This is a genomic window from Staphylococcus sp. FSL W8-0271 (assembly GCF_038006605.1).
GTDB classification, from domain to species: Bacteria; Bacillota; Bacilli; order Staphylococcales; family Staphylococcaceae; genus Staphylococcus; species Staphylococcus cohnii.
In genome coordinates, this window is record NZ_JBBOVM010000001.1 from 2285781 (window position 1) to 2305494 (window position 19714).

Consider the following 19714-nt stretch of genomic DNA (forward strand, 5'->3'; position numbering starts at 1 on the left):
TTTCCCGCCTTCTATTCGTTCTTAAAATGACAATTGCGGAAACCATTGCTGTATCCCTTCTGTAGTACTTAAATAATCAAAAATACGATGTACGTCACTCTTAATTTTCAAATTTATTGTTTGATAAACGCCTGATTTATCTTTAGCATACTGTATTGCCATTTTTTCCCTCCTAAAAATAGGAATATAACCTATCAGTAATCATTACTTTGGTTATATTCCCTAAAATTATTTTTATTATACTTTTTCTTTAACTTGTAATTGAATCGCTCTTTCTTTTTTCGTGTAATTAAAATAGATAAGCCCCAGTAAGATAAACCATATTGGTGATAATACAACACCCATTCTTGTGTCAGGTACAATAAATAATATCAACAACACAAAGACAAAGAATAATTGTACAAATCTTGCAGTGTGAATACCACCTGGTAACTTAAACTGACTTTCTTTGTGATGGTTAGGATTTGATTTCGCATATTTTGCATACGCATGCATGATGAACATCCATACAACAACTAACAAAATAGTTGAAATTGACGTTACATAGAAAAATACTTGAGTCGCATTTGGAATAAAATAATTTAACAGTACAGTTATAGACAGTAATGCACAAGTGACAAGTATTGCAACAAAAGGGACACCTCTATGATTCGTCTTCATTAGCAAATGGTGTGTTTGACCTTTTTCTGATAGTCCAAATAGTATTCTACTATTCGCAAAAATACCACTATTACAAGCTGATGATGCTGCAGTAAGTACTACAAAATTGATTAAACCAGCTGCAAATGGTACGCCTATTAACACGAATAAGCTGACAAATGGACTGTTGTTCGGATCTATATCTTGCCAAGGAATAATTGACATCATAACTGCTAAGGCCCCTACATAAAACAATAAGATACGTATAGGCACACTATTGATTGCTTTAGGTATCGTCTTATGTGGATTTCTCGTTTCACCTGCTGTAATACCTAGAATTTCTATACCTGTAAATGAGAAAACAACCATTTGAAATGACATAAAGAAACCTGAAGCACCATGAGTAAATAATCCACCATTACTATAAATATTAGATATACTCGTTTTTCCAAATGGCGTTTGGATCGCAAATATAATCATCACTACACCTACAATTATGAGTGCTAGTATAGTCACAACTTTAATAATGGCAAACCAAAATTCTAACTCACCAAACATTTTTGTACTCGTTAAGTTGAAAGTCATGAGTATCAAGATACAAGCTAATGATGTAATCCAATTTGGTAAATCTGGAACCCAATATTCTACATATTTAGCAACAGCTGTAATTTCTGCCATACCTGAAGTTATCCATGTTAACCAATACGTCCATCCTGTTATAAAACCAGCAAAAGGTCCAATTTGATCATGAGCTATATCTGCAAATGTTTTGTATTTCGTATTAGCAAGTAACATTTCCCCCATTGCGCGCATAAATAAAAATAAAACAAAACCTACAATTATGTAAGTGAGTAATATCGATGGTCCAGTCAAACTGATAGACTGACCCGCCCCTAAAAATAGGCCAGTACCAATGGCGCCACCAATAGCAATAAGTTGAATGTGTCTATTGCTTAACTCTCTGTTTAATTTATTTGTCATAAATTTGCTCCAATTCATTTGTTTTAAAACATAATCAACATATAGAACTTAAAATCATACCCCTTAATTTCAAATTGCAAAATACTATAAATCAAAAATGTTTGATTGTATAATATTATTTTTTCTGAAAATTACAACTATTCTTCAAAATTATTTTAAATAAAAATGTGTTATTACACTATTGTTTCATTTATACTATAAAGTTTATTAGTGAATTACTATTTTATTTATTTTTACTTTCATTGTACATCATGATATTTGCGTGCTATATCTTCGTTGTGTATTAAAGTCTATGGTAATTGTAAATAATTCATATTAAAAAAGTATGTCTCTTAATGCTTCACAGCTATAATAAAGTAGTTACATTATGGCATAGTTCTTAACTCAGATAGACAAGTCACAGTACAATGTGTAACAAAAAATATAGCCTTTCTAATAGATATACATGTATTTAATCATTACTATCCATTTACTCATCCCTATAAATCGATTATAACTATAAACGATTACTCATATTTAAGTAACATTAAATTTTACTATCTACAACATCATATACCTTTCTATATCTATTAATTTTTCAGTATAATTAATCAATTATACGACGCTGTTTTTCAACACTATAAGCAATCACTTAAAGTTCTCAGCTATAATCACCCCCTATCCAAGCATAAAACTAGACAATTTCTCTCCAAAAAATCATATATTTTGTATTAATTGAATTTTCAAACTTTTATAAAAATTCAGTCATTATGTATTGATTTTATATCTTATTATCGATAACATTTATATATAAGTAACTTATAAGTATTGAAGTAATGATAGAGGAGATAAACATGACAGAAAACAATAACTTAGTAACTTCGACTCAAGAAATTATGAAAGAAGCCTTACATAAATTAGGGTTTGACGATGGTATGTATGAACTTGTCAAAGAGCCTTTAAGATTTTTAGAAATACGAATTCCTGTACGTATGGATGATGGCACTGTTAAAACTTTTAAAGGCTATCGTGCACAACACAATCAAGCCGTAGGACCTACCAAAGGTGGTATCCGCTTCCATCCTGATGTGAATGTTGAGGAAGTGAAAGCATTATCCATGTGGATGACAATGAAGTGCGGCATCACAAACTTACCTTTTGGTGGTGGTAAAGGTGGCGTCATATGTGATCCAAGAGAAATGAGTAATTTAGAACTAGAACGTTTATCACGTGGTTATGTTAAAGCTATTTCACAATTTGTAGGACCTGCCAGTGATATTCCAGCACCAGATGTTTATACAAACCCACAAATCATGTCTTGGATGATGGACGAATACAGTAAAATCAACCGCTCAAATGCATTTGCATTTATTACAGGCAAACCGCTTTCATTAGGTGGTTCACAAGGACGTAATCGAGCCACAGCGCTAGGTGCTGTAATCACAATTGAAGAAGCTGCGAAACATCGAAATATTAATATCGAAGGTTCTCGTGTAGCGATTCAAGGTTTTGGCAATGCCGGAAGTTTTATTGCTAAAATTTTGCATGATAAAGGGGCTAAAATTGTCGCGATATCAGAAAGTCGAGGCGCTTTATATAATCCTGAGGGTCTGGATATTGAACATCTTCTAGCGTTAAAAGAACAACATGGTCGTGTAACACCATTATTTGAAGACGTCATTCCTAATGAAAAATTATTTGAACTCGACTGCGACATTTTGATTCCTGCTGCATTATCTAATCAAATTACAGAAACAAATGCCCATTTAATTCAAGCTAAAATTGTAGCAGAAGCAGCTAATGGTCCTACGACACAAGAAGCGACTAAAATATTAACCCAACGCGACGTTTTAATCATACCAGATGTACTTGCTAGTGCAGGTGGTGTTACAGTATCTTACTTCGAATGGGTGCAAAATAATCAAGGCTATTATTGGTCTGAAGAAGAAATTATCACGAAACTTGAAGAAAAAATGGTTGAAGCATTTAATAAAATTTATGATTTAGCAGAAAATAGAAAAATGGATATGCGTTTAGCAGCTTATGTTGTAGGTCTAAAACGTACAGCTGAAGCAACGTGTTTCCGTGGTTGGGCATAATACTTTATTCCCTATTCCATGTTGCAAAAAGCTGATTCAAATTTGAATCAGCTTATTTTTTATACATTAATTTTCACACTCAGACTAAATTTCTATATAAAAATACTTTCCTATTAAAATATTTACATTTTCAAAAGGCTTAAAAATAGAATTTTCTGAATTTATTTGAAATAAAAAATTATCCAATATATACTTATTTACAACAAAGGGGAGGTTATACAATATGAAAAACAATATTTATGGTAATGTACCATGCTTTTTAAATAGTAAAAATCTCACATCTACAGATAATTTAGATACAGATGTCATAATTTATGGTGCGCCTTTTGAAGGTGAAAGCACTTGGGGTGACTATACTGGCGTTGAATTAGGTCCAAAACAAATTAGAGTTTGCTCAGCACGTTACAGTCAATATTTACCAGAATTAAATCATATTGATATTAGTGAACATTTAACAATGGGCGATGTAGGTGATGTGCCTTTTGTTGCGCACAATAATCAACAAAGCTACGAAAATATTGAAAAATTCACTAAAAAGCTATGGGAAAGCGAGAAATTTTTAGTTGGTTTTGGTGGTGAACATGGTGTCACTTACCCTATTCTGAAGTCACTGGCGGAAACGGGTAAAAAAGTGGGCATTATACATTTGGATGCGCATTATGATAACATGCCCGATTATGAAGGAGAACCCTACGCACGTAACACTCCATTCATGAGACTATATGAAACAGATGGTATACGTAATGAAAGTATCATTCATACAGGTATTCATGGTCCTAGAAACAAACCAGAAACAGGCCGTTACGCTCAAGAAGCTGGTGCAGTAACACTTACGATCAATGATATTAGAGCTGCTAAGGATTTAAAACAATATGCTAGAGATATTTATGCACAGGCGAGTAAAGATGTAGATGTCGTGTATTTAACAATATGTAGTGATGTACTAGACTTTGCCTTTAATCCAGGCGGGCCAGTAGATGGCAATGGACTAAGTTCTTATGAGCTATTAACAATGATATATGAATTTGGTGCATTAGGCTTATGCGGTATGGATTATGTTGAAGTTTACCCAATGCAAGACGCTAACCAAAACTCTGCCCATTTCGTTTCAACAGCTGTATTATATGTACTTGCGGGCCATGTGAATTATTTAAATAACACAAAATAAATGAGGGGTGATGACATTGGTCAAAAATGTAAGGAAGATTATTAAATCTCTCGGTCCTGGTATGATTATCACCGCTTCATTTATAGGTCCCGGAACCGTTACAACGATGACACAAGGTGGTGCGGGGTTTGGTTATAGCCTGTTATGGGCTGTTGTTTTCTCAATTGTTACAACCATCGTGCTCCAAGAAATGATTATTCGACTATCACTCGTAACAAGAGAAGGTTTAGGCGAAGCGATACAAGAATTATTTGCCCATAAAGTAGGAAAACTAATTATTGTATGGTTTACATTAATAGCTGTAACCATTGGTTGTGCTGCTTACATCAGTGGCGATTTAATTGGAACTTCACTTGGTGCAGCATATCTATTAAATTTACCAGAAAACCTAGTAGCACCTATTATCGGTTTTATTATTTTACTCATCGGGTTATTTGGTAATTATAAATTTTTAGAAAAAATAATGATTTTCTTGATGGTCATCATGGGCATTATCTTTATTACAACTATGATCGTCATTAAGCCTGATATTTTTGGTATTTTAAAAGGTGTATTTGTACCTACAATTCCGAACGGTTCTATAATAACTGTCATAGCATTAATCGGAACGACTGTAGTTCCTTATAATTTCTTCATCCATTCCACAGCGGTACACGAACGTTTTAATGGTATAAAAGAACTCAAATTTGCGCGTTGGGATACTATTATTTCGATTACTGTTGGTGGTATCATTTCAGCAGCTATTCTTATTGCTGCTGCCACATTAATTCGTGGTGATGAAGTCAAAAGTATTATTCAACTTTCTGGTCCACTCAAACCTGTTTTAGGCGATGCCGCTCCCTTTGCAATTAGCATCGGTTTGTTTGCAGCAGGGCTTTCATCTGCTATTGCTTCCCCTACTGGAGCGGCAGCTACAATAAGCAGCTTATTAGGGTGGAAAGGTGGCATGGAAAGCAAAAAATACAAGATTGTCTTTGCAGTCATTATCCTTATTGGTATTACAACATCCTCACTCGGATTTGAACCATTAGAAGTATTATTAGTGGCACAAGCCTTAAATGGTATTATTTTACCCATCGTTGCTATATTAATTTTTATTCTCATCAACAAGAAAAATCTAATGGGCCGTTTTGTCAATAACATTTGGCTTAATATTATCGGTTTTGTTGTCGTTTTAATCGTTACTTTCTTAGGTCTTTATAGTCTAGTCGACGCAATTACTAGCTTTCTATCTTAAATAAAAAAGACGTATAGTCCAATTATATACAAAATTGGTTACTATACGTCTTTTATTTATGTTTTTAATGATTACATTAAACGTTTTTCACTAAATTTATTATAAACCCATCTAACTAATAGCGCAGCACTGATAAACAGGCCGATATAACCGAATGTTTTAAACACGAAATTCACTAGATCGACAAAGCCAATAAAACTTAAGATAAAAGCCACAATTAAAGAAATTGTTAATAGTGCAACATAACCTTTACTACTTGGTCGTGTAAATCTACTTAAAAATGGATACAACATACCGATACAGCTATTGAAAATAACACCAATCATCACCGCTGACATAAATACACCTATATAAGGATGTATATCATTTGCCAATAATAATGTAGGAATGTCTACACTATTAGCGTTTTGGATATTAGCCATTAATCCACACGTCATAATTAATAACAATATACTAAAAGATAGGCCACCATAAAATGCTCCCCTGCGTGCTGTTTTATGACTCATAGCATCACTACCAACGATGGTTAAGAAACTAAAGCTATTGCCAATGATTAATCCTCCATAAACAATCGCATCCCACCACCATATGGAACTAGATGTTTTAGATGGTTTTGTGTAATGTTCTACCTCTGAAAATGGAATTGTAGGATTGATAATATTATAGCCCGCAATCACTAAAACTGCGATGACTAAAAATGGTGTCACTACACTTAGTATTGTCATGATTTTATTAAATCTAAGTTGTAGCACAATAAAAAGCAAAATTACAATTGCTAATGAACCTGTCCACATTGGAAGCCCAAATCCTTGATAAAGTGCAGAGCCGCCGCCTGCAATCATAACAACAGTTAAGCCAAATAAAAAGAAAATAGTTAAATAATCAATAATCTTACCTACATACTTTCCGAAAATATGGTTCAATGAAATTTCATATGTATTCGCATCCAAGCGATAACCAATTTTTGAAATTTGCCTAGTCGCAAACGTTACAATAATACCTGTAAGAATTACTGCAATATATGCATAGTTTCCATGATTAACAAAGAATTGTAATAGTTCTTGGCCCGTTGTGAATCCTGCGCCAACAATAAAACTAAGATAAGCGAGCGCAGTCTTAACTGCTGCCTTATTATCTTTACTCATTGATCATACATCCCCTTCGAAGTTAGTTACTATGTACTATTTATCAGGTTTTCAAAACAAACAATCATTGTGCTAAAAGATTAAAAATACATATGTCGAAGCAAATAAGAGCGAGACAAACATCATACTTTTCTAGTAGATTCCTTTGTCCCGCCCAACAAAAGTAACTAGGATGAAAGTACAGTTCATCTAGTCAACTTTTCACTTCATTCAACATATAACAATCATATTCAATCAAATCAAGGCCATTTAGCGATGCTTAAAAAACACCACAACACTTTAAATTTCAACCTAAATAGCTCCTGCCTCTTCTAAATTTTTCCCTTTTGTTTCCGGTGCCATATAAATCGACAGTATAAAACCAATAAATAATAGTGCCGATGAAATATACATTGTTACACTTAAACCATAATTTTCTAAAATCATCGGAAAGAAAAATGTACTTAAAGCAGATGCTGATCGACTCACAGTAGTAGTAAAACCTCCACCTGTACCACGTACATATGTAGGGAATAGTTCATATGGATAAATCCATTGATGACTGCCCATAGCTGTATTGAAAATACCGTAAATAATAAATAGTACAAGTATCATTAAAAATGGAGCGTTGCCACCAGATACTATACCTAATGATAACAAAGCTAGTGCAGTAATCAAGAAGGGCCATATCAAAGTAGGTCTTCTTCCATATTTTTCAACTAAGTATAATGCTGGAAAAATACCTATTAAATAAAACATATTAATAACAGCAGATCCTAAGTATTTTTGTGAACCTTCATGGAATCCAAATTGTGAAAGAATCTCAGGGATATACGTTCCAATAGCAAATGTAGTCATCACTTGTAATGACCAAAACATGGAAACAAAAAATGTACGTCTACCATAACCATTTTTTAAAATATCTGCCAAACTTGTTTTTTTATGTTCATGGTTTGTATTTGAAACAATCACGTCGTCACCAAATATTTTTTAACAATCTGGGCTGCTTCTACACTTTTACCTTGTTTTGTTAACCAATGTGGAGATTCTGGCATATTAAGTCGAGCTAATAATAAAAAGATAATCGGTAAAGCCCCGCTTAATAACATCCATCTCCAACTATCTGCACCTAATGGAAGCATAAAATAACCAACAAGATATGAAATGGCATAGCCAATAAACCAAAACGCATTAATGCCGCCTAACAATGCTCCTCTATGCTTTTTAGGTGCAAATTCGATCATTAATGAACCAGCTATAGGATAATCTGTACCTAGAGCAATACCAATCAACAGTCTCAACACTACTAACTGCATTGGATCTGTAACAAAAAATTGCGCAGTGGTAAAAACACCTAATAACAACATATCAATAATAAACATTTTCTTACGTCCTAATATGTCTGTAAAATAACCACCAACTAAACCGCCAATGATCATACCAGCTAATGTCCCCATACCTAGTAAGCCAACCATCGGCACAGACATTTCAAAATCATTTTGCATTACTGAAAGTGCGATGGCTATAATTCCTAAACTATAGCCATCAACAAAAGAACTGCCACTCGCATAAGAAAAGATTTTCATGTGAAATTTGCAAAAGGGCATATCCTCCATAGATTTATTTGTCATAAAAAAGCCTCCACATCATTTTTGTAAACGCTTACAAAACTTCTCGTAAATCTTCATTTTTGGTAAAACCTAATAGACTATTAATATTTTGCGCAGCGGTATATCCAGTTTGAATGGCTGTTTCAGTATAAAACGTACCTAAATAATCACCTGCTAAAAATAAACGTCCTTCTGGTTCTATTAATGTTGATTGTATATCAGCGCGTCCAGGATACACATACGCCGATCCATAAGGAAATTTATTCACCTTAGCTTCTATAACATAATCTCTAAAACCAGGAAGAATCTCTTCTAAATCATTCAGATATATTTCTAATATTTCATCTTCAGATTTGTCAATCAATGCTTTACCTCTATTCGCAGGTGAAAATGTCATAAAACTACTACCCTGTTCACGATTTTTCTGTTGGGCATGAATGACATTAGAATTGTGTATTAATATATCAAATGACCGCTTTGGCGTAGCAAATGCGTATACATCATCCCAAATTTGTTTACCTTGTTCATTCGTTAAAAATGACGCACTTACATGCGGTCCATATTTAATTTGGCTAAGTGCATAATCTAGCTTTGCACTTAAATTTTTTGTGATTTTACGTGTGATGGGTGCCGGCGTAGTTATGATGGCGTACTTTGCGGTTTCCACAAACTCAGTTCCATTTTGTTGATACTTTACTGTTACAAAGTCTTGGTTATGAATGATTTCTTGTACGTGTGCATTGATTTCAACTTTATTTTTTAAATGGTTGGCTATTGTGTTTGTTAATGTAGATGGCCCACCCATTATATTTTGAGATAGCCCGCCTTTTTTATTCCAAATCATATGAAAGTAACCGATGCCTGCTCCAGCCGAAATTTGTTCAGGTTCACCTGTTGATCTACTTACGGTTGGTCTAAAAATAGCATCTGCATCAATCGGTAATTTTCCTGTGAATTCTGAAAATGTTTTATTATTCATAAAATCTAAAATACGTTGTTGTTGGACACAATAATCTTCAACTTCTTTCTTTTGAGCAACTTTTGCATATTTCATCACTGCAGCTCTTACTTTTGCACCTGCAGTTAACATTGCTAATCTCGATTTCCATGACATAGGTACTCTAAATGGATATAATTCTACTCGACCATCTAACAAAAGTTTTCCATAAAAACAGCAAAAACTCTGCGACTTTATACTTAAACATTTTGAAGACTTAGGCTTAATAACAATTAAAGAATTGTCTCAACAGGCTGAAGTAGGCGTTTCTACAGTTATGCGTACCATGCACGCTTTAGACTATGAAAATTTCAATGATTTTCGTAAAGATATTTACAGTGAAGCCTTACCAAATGAAAATAAGTTTTCTCTTAAAAATGCTTTTGGAGACATCAATCGTGAACAAGGTTATGCATTGACTGATGTTTGGGATAAAAGCGTTGATTTATTAAATCAGTCATTAAAACCTGATTTGATTGAAAATTTTGCTACTGCTGTTGAATATATAGAAAATGCAACGAGTGTATGTATCCTTGGCAATCGTCCTTATAGGGCGACCGATTTATATTTTGAGCATTTACTAAACGAATTTTATTTAAATATTCATCAGCTTAGTAATGATACTGATGCTATTTTTGATAAAATTACTAAAATGACTAAAAATGATATATTAATTGTTTTTGCTTTTGAACCCTACACAAATTCAGTGATTCAAGCTGTCAAAGAAACAAAACGTCAAGGCAACCATATTATTTTAATCACAGATTATGACTCTTCACCAGTTTTAGAACATGCAACTATTACTTTAAAGCTTTCCGTTAGAAAGGATCATTTTTCAATCATTCCAATTATTGCGCTGATTGATGCATTAGTATTAGAACTCGGCAGACGTACTTCAGCTAATGCATTATCCAATTTAGAAAAATTAGAAGATGTATTATATCGCAATAATATTACTTACCATGACACATAGAATAACAACAATGTTAACCAGACAATCAAACAAAAAAATCAACACTTTCATCCTTATAACAATGAAAGTGTTGATTTTTATTTGATTTATTTTATTTAATTTATACACCAGAATATGATGAGAAGCCACCATCTACTGGAACCACAATACCTGTTACGAAACCGCTCATATCATGGTCCATTAACCAATACAATGTACCTAATATATCTTCAGGTACACCAAAACGATTCATTGGCGTTTGTGAAAGAATTTTTTGAGCACGTTCTGAATAAGAACCGTCTTCATTTCTTAGCAATGCCTTATTTTGATTTGTTTCGAAAAATCCTGGTGCAATTGCATTAACACGAATTTGCCCTGCAAAATAAGTGCTCAACCATTGAGTAAAGTTACTTACTGAAGCTTTTGCACCGCTGTAGGCTGGAATTTTTGTCAACGGCGTAAAGGCGTTCATAGATGAAATATTGATAATTGTTCCTGTTTCAGATGCCACAACATCTTTACCGAATACTTGTGATGGTAAAAATGTTCCAGTATAGTTTAATTTAAATACATTATCTACACCTTCTTCTGTGAGATCAAAGAACGTTTTGTCGCCTGCTTTATCGTACATTTCATCATTCGTTGTCGCATCAGGATGATTACCACCGGCGCCATTGATAAGTATTGTAATTGCACCAAATTTATCATTGAATGTTTGTTTCGCTTGCTCTAAAGCTGATTTATCTAGCACATCTGCAACGAGCGCTACAGTTTGTTGTCTATTTTTATCAATTTCATCTTGTAATTCTATAATTTTGTCTTCTGAACGACCTAATATACCCACATTAGCACCTTTTTCTACAAGTGCTTTGACAAAAGTAGAACCAATCACACCTGTCGCACCTGTAATAACGACATTAACATCTTTGAATCGTATTGCCATTATTTACTCACTCCTTCTATTAAGCCATTAATATAAGTTGCACCTAAAGCTCTATCAAACAAGCCATAACCAGCTTTACCTGTTTCTCCCCAGATCATACGTCCATGGTCAGGTCTGATAGTCCCTTTGTAATCAATATCTCTCAGTGCTTCAGTAACAGCTTTCATATCTACTGAGCCATCTTTAGATAAGTGGCCTGTTTCTATAAATGAATTATCACCAATACGTTTAACATTGCGCATGTGTACAAAATGAATGTGATCACCAAATGTACGAATCATATTCGGTAAATCGTTTTCTGCTAATGAACCTAATGAACCAGTACAGAAACAAATACCATTATGTGTATCATTACTAATAGCTAATAAGCGTTCGTAGCTTTCTTTGTTTTTAATGATACGTGGTATGCCAAATATCGGCCAAGGTGGATCGTCCGGATGTATCGCCAGATCCACATCATGTTCGATAGCAGTGGGTAACACAGCATCTAAGAAGTACTTCAGATTGTCCCATAATTGTTCATCTGAGGTTTCACGATAGGATGTAATCAGTTGATTCATCTCTTCACGCGAGTAACTTTCATCCCAACCTGGTAGATTTAAATTCGTCGTTAGTGGATCAATATCTTTAATTTGATCATGGTTATAAATCAGTGTATTGGAACCATCTGACAAGTCATAGTCTAATTGTGAACGTGTCCAATCAAATACCGGCATAAAGTTATAAGTTACTGTTTTAACACCATTTTCTGCGAGATTAATCAATGAAGTTTTATAGTTTTCAATGAGTTGATCGCGTTTCTCTGTACCAAGCTTTATTTCCTCACTGACAGGTAAACTTTCTACAACTTCAAATTTCAAACCTGCATCTTCAATTGACTGTTTTAATGCTGCAATTCTTTCTTTAGTCCAAACTTCTCCAACTGGAATGTCATAAATTGCTGTAACAATTTGTTTCATATCTGGAATTTGTCTAATATTATTTAATGTTACTGGGTCATCTTCCCCATACCAACGAAATGATAATTCCATGGTTATACCTCCTCAACGCCTTCTATTTTGAATAATTTTACTGCATTGTTATAACAAATATCTTTCACTATTTGAGTGATAGTTTCTTCTGATAATTGAATCTCACCTTTTTCAATTCTATCTCCTAAGAAATTACATAATATTCTTCTAAAGTACTCATGACGTGTATACGAAATCATACTACGTGAATCTGTGAGCATGCCTACAAATTTAGATAATAAACCGACATTAGCATACTCTACTAAATGTTGTTCCATACCTTCTTTTGTATCGTTAAACCACCATGCAGCACCGAGTTGGACTTTGTGATGACTATTTGTAAAGTTCCCTGCAGTTGCTTGTACCATTAAATGATCATTGCCATTATTGGGGTAAATGATGGTATCTGATAACGCATGATTTTGCTCAAGATGATCTAGCAATGCATTTAATTTTTTAGCACTCAACTGTTCACCTACACTATCAAAACCACTGTCTGGTCCTGTAATTTTAAACATGTTTGAGTTATTATTTCTTGTTGGTCCAAGGTGGAATTGTACAACCCAACCTAATTCTTCATAAACTTTACTAATTTCAGTTAATATATAACCTGCTAATTCATATTGTTCAGTTTCTGTTACTTGTTCGCCACGTTTGAGCGCATTATAAATTTCAGTTGCTGTGTCAACCGTTGCTGTTACTAAAGGTGTCTTTTCAAAACTTTGGTCTGAACTGCGCGCACCTTGTCTATCAAAATAATGTACACGTGCTTTTAATGCATCAATATAAGTATTTAAATCTTGGATGTCGCAATCAGTCGCTTGATTCAATTGGTCAATTTTTGTATTGATAGATTCATGATTTAAGAAAACGTAACTATCCGGTCTAAATGTAGGTATAACTTTAAATGTAACGTTGCTATCTTCGTTTAATAACTTATGATACTTTAAGTCATCACATGGATCATCTGTCGTACATACCACCTTAACATTACTTTGCTTAATTAGATTTTGTGGTGTATGTGAAGGTTTTGCTAACTTTTTATTTAATGATTTATATAATTTACTGATATTCACTTTATCTAAATCTGTATCCTCATTAAAATAGCGTTTTAATTCTAATGCACACCAATGATACATCGGATTTACAATCGCATACGGTAACATATGCATAAACGCTTGGAATTTATCAAAATCATCAACACTGCCTGTAATAAAAGCTTCCTCAATGCCATAAGCTCTCATTAAACGCCATTTATAATGATCTCCACCTAGCCATAACTGTGTAATATTGTCATAATTTTTATTTTCGTAAATTTCTTTTGGATCTAAGTGACAATGAAAATCATAAATCGGTAAATCTTTAACTTTCTGGTATAGTTTTACTGCTGTTTTACTATTTAATAAAAAATTGTCATTAATTAAAGTCATATAATTGCTCCTTTTCTATAATCCTAATAATTTTGGAAGGAATAATGATAATTGTGGTATAAAAGTAATGATTAGCATTAAAATAATTAAAGCTACAAAATATGGAATTAAATATTTAAATACTGATTCAACACGTACACCGCCTACACTTGCTCCTACAAACAACGCACTACCAACTGGTGGTGTGATATTACCAATACATAAGTTAAAAGCGATAATGATACCAAAATGAATGGGATCAAGACCTAGTACTTCTGAAATCGGTAAAAAGATTGGTGTAAATATAAGTACTGCTGGTGTAATGTCCATAAAAGTACCAATGACTAATAAGATAACGTTGATTAATAATAACAGTGCAATTGGATTGTCAGTCATTGAGATAATGCCATTGGATATTGCTTCCGGTAAGCCGGTATAACTCATCACAAGTGAAAATAACGCCGAAGCGGTGATTAGAAATAAAATCATACCGCTAATTTCAGCTGTTTCTTTGATAACGTTGGATAATTGTTTGATTTTTAAGCTTTTATAAATTAGCGAAAGTACTACAGAATATAAAACTGCGACCGCTGCACCTTCTGTTGCTGTAAAGATTCCTCCGACAATACCACCAATCACTACTACTATTAAAAATAAACTCGGTAATGCATCCAATGTTAAGAATAATCTATCTTTCCAACTAATTTTCTCTGATACTTTATAACCTTGTTTTTTCGCTATGACATAAGCAACAATCATACAAGCAATACCCCATAGAATTCCTGGAATATAACCCGCGATAAATAACGCTGCAATGGATGTCCCGCCGCTGACTAATGAATAAACAATCAATAGTGGACTCGGTGGGATAAGTAAACCTGAAGGTGCTGAAGCGATATTTGCTGCTGCTGAATATTCTTTTTTATAACCTTGCGCTTTTTCCATTGGTCCCATGATACGACCCATGGCAGCAGCTGCTGCAACACTAGAACCAGAAATGGAACCAAAAAGCATATTCCCAACAATGTTGGTATGCGCTAATGATCCTGGCAATCTGCCAACGAGTACCTTCGCAAAGTGAACTAATCTAAATGCAATGCCGCCGTTATTCATGATGATACCTGCTAGCACAAATAACGGAATCGCTAACATCGTAAAATCATCAATGCCCGTAACCATACGCTGTGCTGCAGTTACGATAGTGACATCGAATGGTAAGATCAATAATAGCGTAATAATAGAACTTAAAATAATCGCTAATGCAATCGGTAAGCCAATGATAAGAAAGATGAAGAATGTGATGAATAATACTAATCCCGCAATCATTGTCATAAGCCATCACCGCCTTCAAGCTCATCACGCGCTTGAATTGTAGTCATTGTCTCTTTACTAAATAAATTATAAAATGCATAGAAAATAATAAATATTCCTGAAACTGGCAATGCACTATACATTGCAGCCATTGATAAACCTGTTGACGGCGCGATTTGAGACCAAGTTAACTTCACAACTTCAAAACCGCCCCAAATCATGAGCACGAGTGCCACGATAATTAATATAATGTCCGAAATCTTTTCCAAGTATAACTGTACTTTCTCAGGCAATTTTTCTCTGATAAATACAATGGCAATATGCTGTTTGATTCCAAAGACATAGCTTGCACTCAATAACCCAAACCATATCAACAAGAATCTAACAATTTCTTCACTCGTCGTACTCGGTGTGTTAAAAATAAAGCGTGTTGCAACTTGATAAACCGATAAAATAACCATAACAAAAAGCGTTATACCAGCTAGTGTTAACAACAATTTATCAATGATTTGCTTTGCTCTTTTCATAGCGCTGTTCCTCCTTCTCGATTAGTTTATAATCCGCTTTCGTATCCGGATTATTTTTAAATTCATCTTGAAGAGGTTTTGAAGTCGCTTTAAATGTAGATTTGTCTACATCGTGGAACTTCACGTCCATTTTTTCTGTCGCTGTTTTTTTAGCATCGCTCACTGCTTTATCCCAAATTACTTCATGTTTTTTTGTGGAATAATCTGCTGCATCTTCTAACCATTTTTGTTGTTGTTTCGTCAAGCTGTCATAGGTCTTTTTGTTCATGATTAAAATATCAGGTACGGTTGCATGTTCTGTGTAGTAATAATTTTTTGCAACTTCACCATGGTTATTCGTTGTTAAAGATGTTTCATTATTTTCTGATGCATCAATAACACCTGATTGCATTGCAGTATACACTTCACCATAATCCATCGGTGTTGGCGTGCCACCTAACGATTTAATTAAATCTACACTTGTTTTGCCTGGCTGAACACGAATCTTCAAGCCTTTCAAATCTTTGTTGTCTTTGATTTCTTTGTCTTTCGTATAGATATTACGCATACCTGCATCATAATAAGTAATACCTAAAAATCCTTGGTCCCCTGTCGATTTAAAGAAAGCGTCTTGTACGTTTTTACGTTTCATTACGTGTCGATAATTTTCTTCTGACTCAAATAAATACGGCATATTAAATAATGAATACGTTGACGAAAAACTTTCCAATGCCCCAGCCGAAACTTTAGTCATTTGAATTGCATTCGTCTGTGTCATTTCTATTGCTTCACGCTCACTACCGAGCTGACCATTCGGATAAATATTCACTTTTATTTGACCATGTGATTCTTTTTCTAATCTATCTTTAAAAATTTTTAAAGATTTATGGACAGGATGTTCCGTTGGCTGATTATGCGCTAACATGATCTCTTTTGTCTTTGTTTTAGCAATCGTCTCCTTATTTGTAAGCAACATCGATACCATCCCCATCGTAAAGAATGCGCTTACAAGAAGGAGTGTAAATTTCTTCATAAAGATTATACCCCTTATATTGCAATTTTTATCGTTTCAGTTCTCCAAAATGCGTTGATAAATTAAATACATCACTTTCTTGTACACTTAGTGCATCTTCATTTGTCGTATGTTGTAGAACAGAACATTTTGTTGCAAAATCTACTGTATCTTCTGGTTGCCATGCTTTATTCAATCCATGTAATACACCTGCCATAAATGCATCACCAGCACCGATTCTGTTTAAAACAGTGTAAGTATATGCTTGGCCTTCAATATATTTTTCTTTTGTCAGCATAATACCTTGTAATGTACTTTGTTCTATATTTCTATTACTTGAAGCCATCAAATCAATGTCGTATTCGGATTGAATTGTTTTTGCACATATCTGTATATCATCATCTAAATCATTAGTTTCGAGCAAATGTGTAGCATCTTTTTTTCCAAAAAATAGAACATCGACAAATGGTAAAATTGACTTTATTATTGGTACTGCTGTTTCTTTTGACCATAAGTTACTTCTAAAATTAATATCGAACACTATGTTAACGCCTTGTTGCTTTAGTTGCTTTAATACATCGACAATTTGATGACGAATCATTTTATTTACAGCTAACGTAATACCTGTAAATACAAAGAAATCTCCACTTTGAGCATTGATTTCTTCCATTACATCTTCACCATGATTCGCAAATGTTGAATGCTCGCGATCATAAATCACTTTGCCACTACGAAAGCCGAAACTCTCTTCCATATAATATGTACCAATTCGGCCATTATTATATTTCACTGAAGCAGTACCTACACGTGTTTGAAACATTTTTTGTAATGCTAAATGTCCTAGCGCGTGATTGGGTAATACCGTTAACATTTCAGTCGTATGTCCAAATTGTGCTAGTGTCACAAGTGCGTTCAATTTTGCACCACCAACATTTACTTTAAACGTATTGGCATCTTTCAACTGTTCATAATTTGGTGGCGTGTAACGTAATAATACTTCACCAAAACCATAGACCGTCATTGTTATACCTCACTTTTTATTTCTGAAATATATCTTTCTAAAGCATCTTTTCCTTCTTGTTGATAAATTTTTGTTATTTCGCTTCCAATGCCAACTGCAAAACTTCCAGCATCTAACCATGCTTTATGGTTTTCTTTACCAACGCCACCTGTAGGCACAATTTCAATTTGTGGTAATGGCCCTTTGAAATCTTTAATTGACTTAGGTGTGAATTGCGTCGCTGGTAATAATTTAAGGACTTTGCAACCATAACGTAATGATTCAACCATTTCTTTAACAGTCATACAGCCCGGAATATATGGTACATCATATAAGTTAGCGATTTTCGCTGTTTCTTTATCAAAAGATGGGCTAACGATAAATTTCGCACCATTTAAAATGGCAGTACGTGCAGAAATACTGTCTAACACTGTTCCTGCACCAATCAATGCGTCGTCTCTTTTTGATAATTCAGCTATAATTTCTATAGCGTTCGGCGTTGTTAAAGTAACCTCAATTGTGTGTAGGCCTTTATCAATAATGGTATGTGCAATATCTAAAAAAGATTTTGCATCTTCAGTTCGCATGACAGCAATGTGTTTGCCTTGTTGAATCTCTTTCATTGTATTCATTGAATCCATGTCTTCAACCCCTCAAAAATGATATCAATTACAATACCCTCCAAAATAACAACGTTGTTATTTTTGTACAAAAAAATATTGTAATGCTTATCTCTATGGTATAATTAATTTGCATTTAAATCAATCAATTTCAAGGAGAAATTTTATGGCTGTAACTTTAAAAGATGTTGCTGAAGCCTGTGGTGTCAGCTATTCCACAGTTAGTAAAGCACTTAAAAATTCTCATCTCGTAAAACCAAAAACCAAAAATTTAATTCAACAAAAAGCTTTAGAAATGAATTATATACCTAATCATTCTGCTAGAGCACTTGTTTCAAAGAAAAGTGGCACAATTGGATTAATCTGGCCTTCTGTAGATCGTGTAGCGGTTACACACCTTATTTCAGAAATCAATCACGCTATCAAAGATTTAGGTTATGTCATGTTTGTGTCGATAGACGATGTCGCTGCCGCTTCGAAAAAATTTGTTGAATTCGGTTGTGATGGTATCGTCATTTTTGATGAAGGTGACGCAACAAACTTATCTCCAGAAATTTATAACAATGTCCCAGTCGTTGCCTATGGTGTCGATCGTGACATCCCTTATCCGATTATAAACGTAAACCATTCAGAAGCGATGATCATGGCAATTGAAGCATTGGTCGATCAGGACATTGATCACATTGATTATATTGGTGATATACATACAAATGATACACGTCAAATCGCAAAAAAAGAAGCGATTGCTCAATATTGTGACAAACACAAGATAAATTATCGTATCATTGATTCTACAAGTTTGAATGCAATTGAAACGGAATCTGCCGTTAAACAATTTTTACAAACACACGCACTTGCACCAGGCGTGATTTGTGGCAGCTATGATATAACAGTCGGTACAATAAATGCACTAGGACCACAAGATCACCCTATCTTGTATTCTTATGACAATATCCCTCAAATTAAAAAATTAGATTACCCAGTCAACGCGATTGGCGTTCCAACCGCTGAAATTGCTCAAACGATTGTAGCAACTTTAGATAAAGTTATTAAAGATGAAGCAACTGAGTCGGCCTATCATCTTCATCCTAAAATACAAAAAAACATTTAAAATAAA

Annotated in this window: 19 protein-coding genes and 1 pseudogene; 6 read left to right on the top strand and 14 right to left on the bottom strand. The window is 34.0% G+C overall.

All coding sequences use genetic code 11. The annotated features are described in order from the left end of the window. Positions 1-21 precede the first annotated feature (21 nt). Together NST87_RS11255 and NST87_RS11260 are read right to left on the bottom strand one after the other, a co-directional pair. The gene (locus NST87_RS11255; RefSeq protein WP_340721724.1) at positions 22-162 is read right to left on the bottom strand and encodes a hypothetical protein; all 141 of its coding nucleotides are present in this window, start codon (positions 160-162) and stop codon (positions 22-24) included. A 75-nt stretch (positions 163-237) separates the two neighbouring features. Beyond that, positions 238-1620, bottom strand: coding sequence for an amino acid permease (locus tag NST87_RS11260; RefSeq protein ID WP_040029922.1), 1383 nt, complete (start codon positions 1618-1620; stop codon positions 238-240). Positions 1621-2453: 833 nt separating this feature from the next. Between NST87_RS11260 and NST87_RS11265 the strand changes: the two genes are divergently transcribed. From NST87_RS11265 to NST87_RS11275, 3 genes are all read left to right on the top strand, one after another. Continuing rightward, complete coding sequence (locus tag NST87_RS11265; protein ID WP_040029921.1) at positions 2454-3698, top strand: Glu/Leu/Phe/Val family dehydrogenase; 1245 nt, start codon at positions 2454-2456, stop codon at positions 3696-3698. A gap of 223 nt (positions 3699-3921) precedes the next feature. Continuing rightward, positions 3922-4866 (top strand): agmatinase family protein, encoded by a 945-nt coding sequence (locus tag NST87_RS11270; RefSeq protein ID WP_040029920.1) that lies wholly within the window; start codon positions 3922-3924, stop codon positions 4864-4866. Positions 4867-4927: 61 nt separating this feature from the next. Beyond that, entirely contained in the window at positions 4928-6103 is a 1176-nt protein-coding gene (locus NST87_RS11275) for an Nramp family divalent metal transporter (protein WP_445684177.1), read from the top strand. A gap of 71 nt (positions 6104-6174) precedes the next feature. Here the strand turns inward: NST87_RS11275 and NST87_RS11280 are convergent, their stop codons facing one another. The 4 genes from NST87_RS11280 to NST87_RS11295 all read right to left on the bottom strand — a co-directional run bounded on the left by NST87_RS11280 (position 6175) and on the right by NST87_RS11295 (position 9951). Next, positions 6175-7248 carry a YkvI family membrane protein gene (locus NST87_RS11280; RefSeq protein WP_040029918.1) on the bottom strand — a complete coding sequence of 358 codons (1074 nt, stop codon included), beginning with the start codon at positions 7246-7248 and terminating at the stop codon, positions 6175-6177. Positions 7249-7539: 291 nt separating this feature from the next. Beyond that, a complete protein-coding gene (locus NST87_RS11285) occupies positions 7540-8199 on the bottom strand; it encodes an MFS transporter (RefSeq protein ID WP_340721726.1) in 660 nt (219 codons plus the stop codon). Continuing rightward, positions 8196-8858 carry an MFS transporter gene (locus NST87_RS11290; RefSeq protein WP_340721727.1) on the bottom strand — a complete coding sequence of 221 codons (663 nt, stop codon included), beginning with the start codon at positions 8856-8858 and terminating at the stop codon, positions 8196-8198. The genes NST87_RS11285 and NST87_RS11290 overlap by 4 nt, the downstream gene beginning before the upstream one ends. 31 nt (positions 8859-8889) lie before the next feature. Continuing rightward, the gene (locus NST87_RS11295; protein WP_080760397.1) at positions 8890-9951 is read right to left on the bottom strand and encodes an FAD-dependent oxidoreductase; all 1062 of its coding nucleotides are present in this window, start codon (positions 9949-9951) and stop codon (positions 8890-8892) included. 73 nt (positions 9952-10024) lie between these two features. On the opposite strand from NST87_RS11295, the pseudogene NST87_RS11300 reads away from it, so the two are divergent. Beyond that, a pseudogene (locus NST87_RS11300) lies at positions 10025-10156 on the top strand (MurR/RpiR family transcriptional regulator); the annotation flags it as partial. Between the two features lie 93 nt (positions 10157-10249). Then, positions 10250-10807, top strand: a complete 558-nt coding sequence (locus tag NST87_RS11305) for a MurR/RpiR family transcriptional regulator (protein WP_340721777.1) — start codon at positions 10250-10252, stop codon at positions 10805-10807. Positions 10808-10907: 100 nt separating this feature from the next. Here NST87_RS11305 and NST87_RS11310 read toward each other — a convergent pair whose 3' ends face one another. From NST87_RS11310 to eda, 8 genes are read right to left on the bottom strand one after another with little or no spacing between them, the layout of a single operon-like run. Beyond that, a complete protein-coding gene (locus NST87_RS11310; RefSeq protein ID WP_040029916.1) occupies positions 10908-11729 on the bottom strand; it encodes an SDR family oxidoreductase in 822 nt (273 codons plus the stop codon). Further along, positions 11729-12760 carry a mannonate dehydratase gene (uxuA, locus tag NST87_RS11315; protein ID WP_046207233.1) on the bottom strand — a complete coding sequence of 344 codons (1032 nt, stop codon included), beginning with the start codon at positions 12758-12760 and terminating at the stop codon, positions 11729-11731. Before uxuA ends, NST87_RS11310 begins: the two co-directional genes overlap by 1 nt. A gap of 2 nt (positions 12761-12762) precedes the next feature. Continuing rightward, positions 12763-14169: a glucuronate isomerase gene (uxaC, locus tag NST87_RS11320; RefSeq protein WP_040029914.1), complete on the bottom strand. Its 1407-nt coding sequence runs from the start codon at positions 14167-14169 to the stop codon at positions 12763-12765. Positions 14170-14184: 15 nt separating this feature from the next. After that, positions 14185-15480, bottom strand: a complete 1296-nt coding sequence (locus NST87_RS11325) for a TRAP transporter large permease (protein WP_340721728.1) — start codon at positions 15478-15480, stop codon at positions 14185-14187. Next, complete coding sequence (locus NST87_RS11330; protein ID WP_145381443.1) at positions 15477-15986, bottom strand: TRAP transporter small permease subunit; 510 nt, start codon at positions 15984-15986, stop codon at positions 15477-15479. Before NST87_RS11330 ends, NST87_RS11325 begins: the two co-directional genes overlap by 4 nt. Beyond that, positions 15961-16998: a TRAP transporter substrate-binding protein gene (locus tag NST87_RS11335; protein ID WP_340721729.1), complete on the bottom strand. Its 1038-nt coding sequence runs from the start codon at positions 16996-16998 to the stop codon at positions 15961-15963. The genes NST87_RS11330 and NST87_RS11335 overlap by 26 nt, the downstream gene beginning before the upstream one ends. A gap of 28 nt (positions 16999-17026) precedes the next feature. After that, a complete protein-coding gene (locus NST87_RS11340; RefSeq protein WP_040029911.1) occupies positions 17027-17998 on the bottom strand; it encodes a sugar kinase in 972 nt (323 codons plus the stop codon). A gap of 2 nt (positions 17999-18000) precedes the next feature. Then, positions 18001-18618 carry a bifunctional 4-hydroxy-2-oxoglutarate aldolase/2-dehydro-3-deoxy-phosphogluconate aldolase gene (gene eda / locus NST87_RS11345; RefSeq protein WP_040029910.1) on the bottom strand — a complete coding sequence of 206 codons (618 nt, stop codon included), beginning with the start codon at positions 18616-18618 and terminating at the stop codon, positions 18001-18003. 145 nt (positions 18619-18763) lie between these two features. Here eda and NST87_RS11350 point away from each other — a divergent pair, with 145 nt between their 5' ends. Further along, complete coding sequence (locus tag NST87_RS11350) at positions 18764-19708, top strand: LacI family DNA-binding transcriptional regulator (RefSeq protein ID WP_064209878.1); 945 nt, start codon at positions 18764-18766, stop codon at positions 19706-19708. The last annotated feature ends 6 nt before the right edge of the window (positions 19709-19714 follow it).

Bases quoted from the DNA above. Each gene is read 5' to 3' on its own strand.
- NST87_RS11335 (WP_340721729.1), bottom strand. From the start codon at position 16,998: ATGAAGAAATTTACACTCCTTCTTGTAAGCGCATTCTTTACGATGGGG.
- NST87_RS11290 (WP_340721727.1), bottom strand. From the start codon at position 8,858: ATGACAAATAAATCTATGGAGGATATGCCCTTTTGCAAATTTCACATG.
- NST87_RS11310 (WP_040029916.1), bottom strand. From the start codon at position 11,729: ATGGCAATACGATTCAAAGATGTTAATGTCGTTATTACAGGTGCGACA.
- uxaC (WP_040029914.1), bottom strand. From the start codon at position 14,169: ATGACTTTAATTAATGACAATTTTTTATTAAATAGTAAAACAGCAGTA.
- NST87_RS11265 (WP_040029921.1), top strand. From the start codon at position 2,454: ATGACAGAAAACAATAACTTAGTAACTTCGACTCAAGAAATTATGAAA.
- NST87_RS11275 (WP_445684177.1), top strand. From the start codon at position 4,928: ATGATTATCACCGCTTCATTTATAGGTCCCGGAACCGTTACAACGATG.
- NST87_RS11350 (WP_064209878.1), top strand. From the start codon at position 18,764: ATGGCTGTAACTTTAAAAGATGTTGCTGAAGCCTGTGGTGTCAGCTAT.
- NST87_RS11280 (WP_040029918.1), bottom strand. From the start codon at position 7,248: ATGAGTAAAGATAATAAGGCAGCAGTTAAGACTGCGCTCGCTTATCTT.
- uxuA (WP_046207233.1), bottom strand. From the start codon at position 12,760: ATGGAATTATCATTTCGTTGGTATGGGGAAGATGACCCAGTAACATTA.
- NST87_RS11340 (WP_040029911.1), bottom strand. From the start codon at position 17,998: ATGACGGTCTATGGTTTTGGTGAAGTATTATTACGTTACACGCCACCA.
- NST87_RS11260 (WP_040029922.1), bottom strand. From the start codon at position 1,620: ATGACAAATAAATTAAACAGAGAGTTAAGCAATAGACACATTCAACTT.
- eda (WP_040029910.1), bottom strand. From the start codon at position 18,618: ATGGATTCAATGAATACAATGAAAGAGATTCAACAAGGCAAACACATT.
- NST87_RS11295 (WP_080760397.1), bottom strand. From the start codon at position 9,951: ATGTCATGGAAATCGAGATTAGCAATGTTAACTGCAGGTGCAAAAGTA.
- NST87_RS11270 (WP_040029920.1), top strand. From the start codon at position 3,922: ATGAAAAACAATATTTATGGTAATGTACCATGCTTTTTAAATAGTAAA.
- NST87_RS11255 (WP_340721724.1), bottom strand. From the start codon at position 162: ATGGCAATACAGTATGCTAAAGATAAATCAGGCGTTTATCAAACAATA.
- NST87_RS11325 (WP_340721728.1), bottom strand. From the start codon at position 15,480: ATGACAATGATTGCGGGATTAGTATTATTCATCACATTCTTCATCTTT.
- NST87_RS11330 (WP_145381443.1), bottom strand. From the start codon at position 15,986: ATGAAAAGAGCAAAGCAAATCATTGATAAATTGTTGTTAACACTAGCT.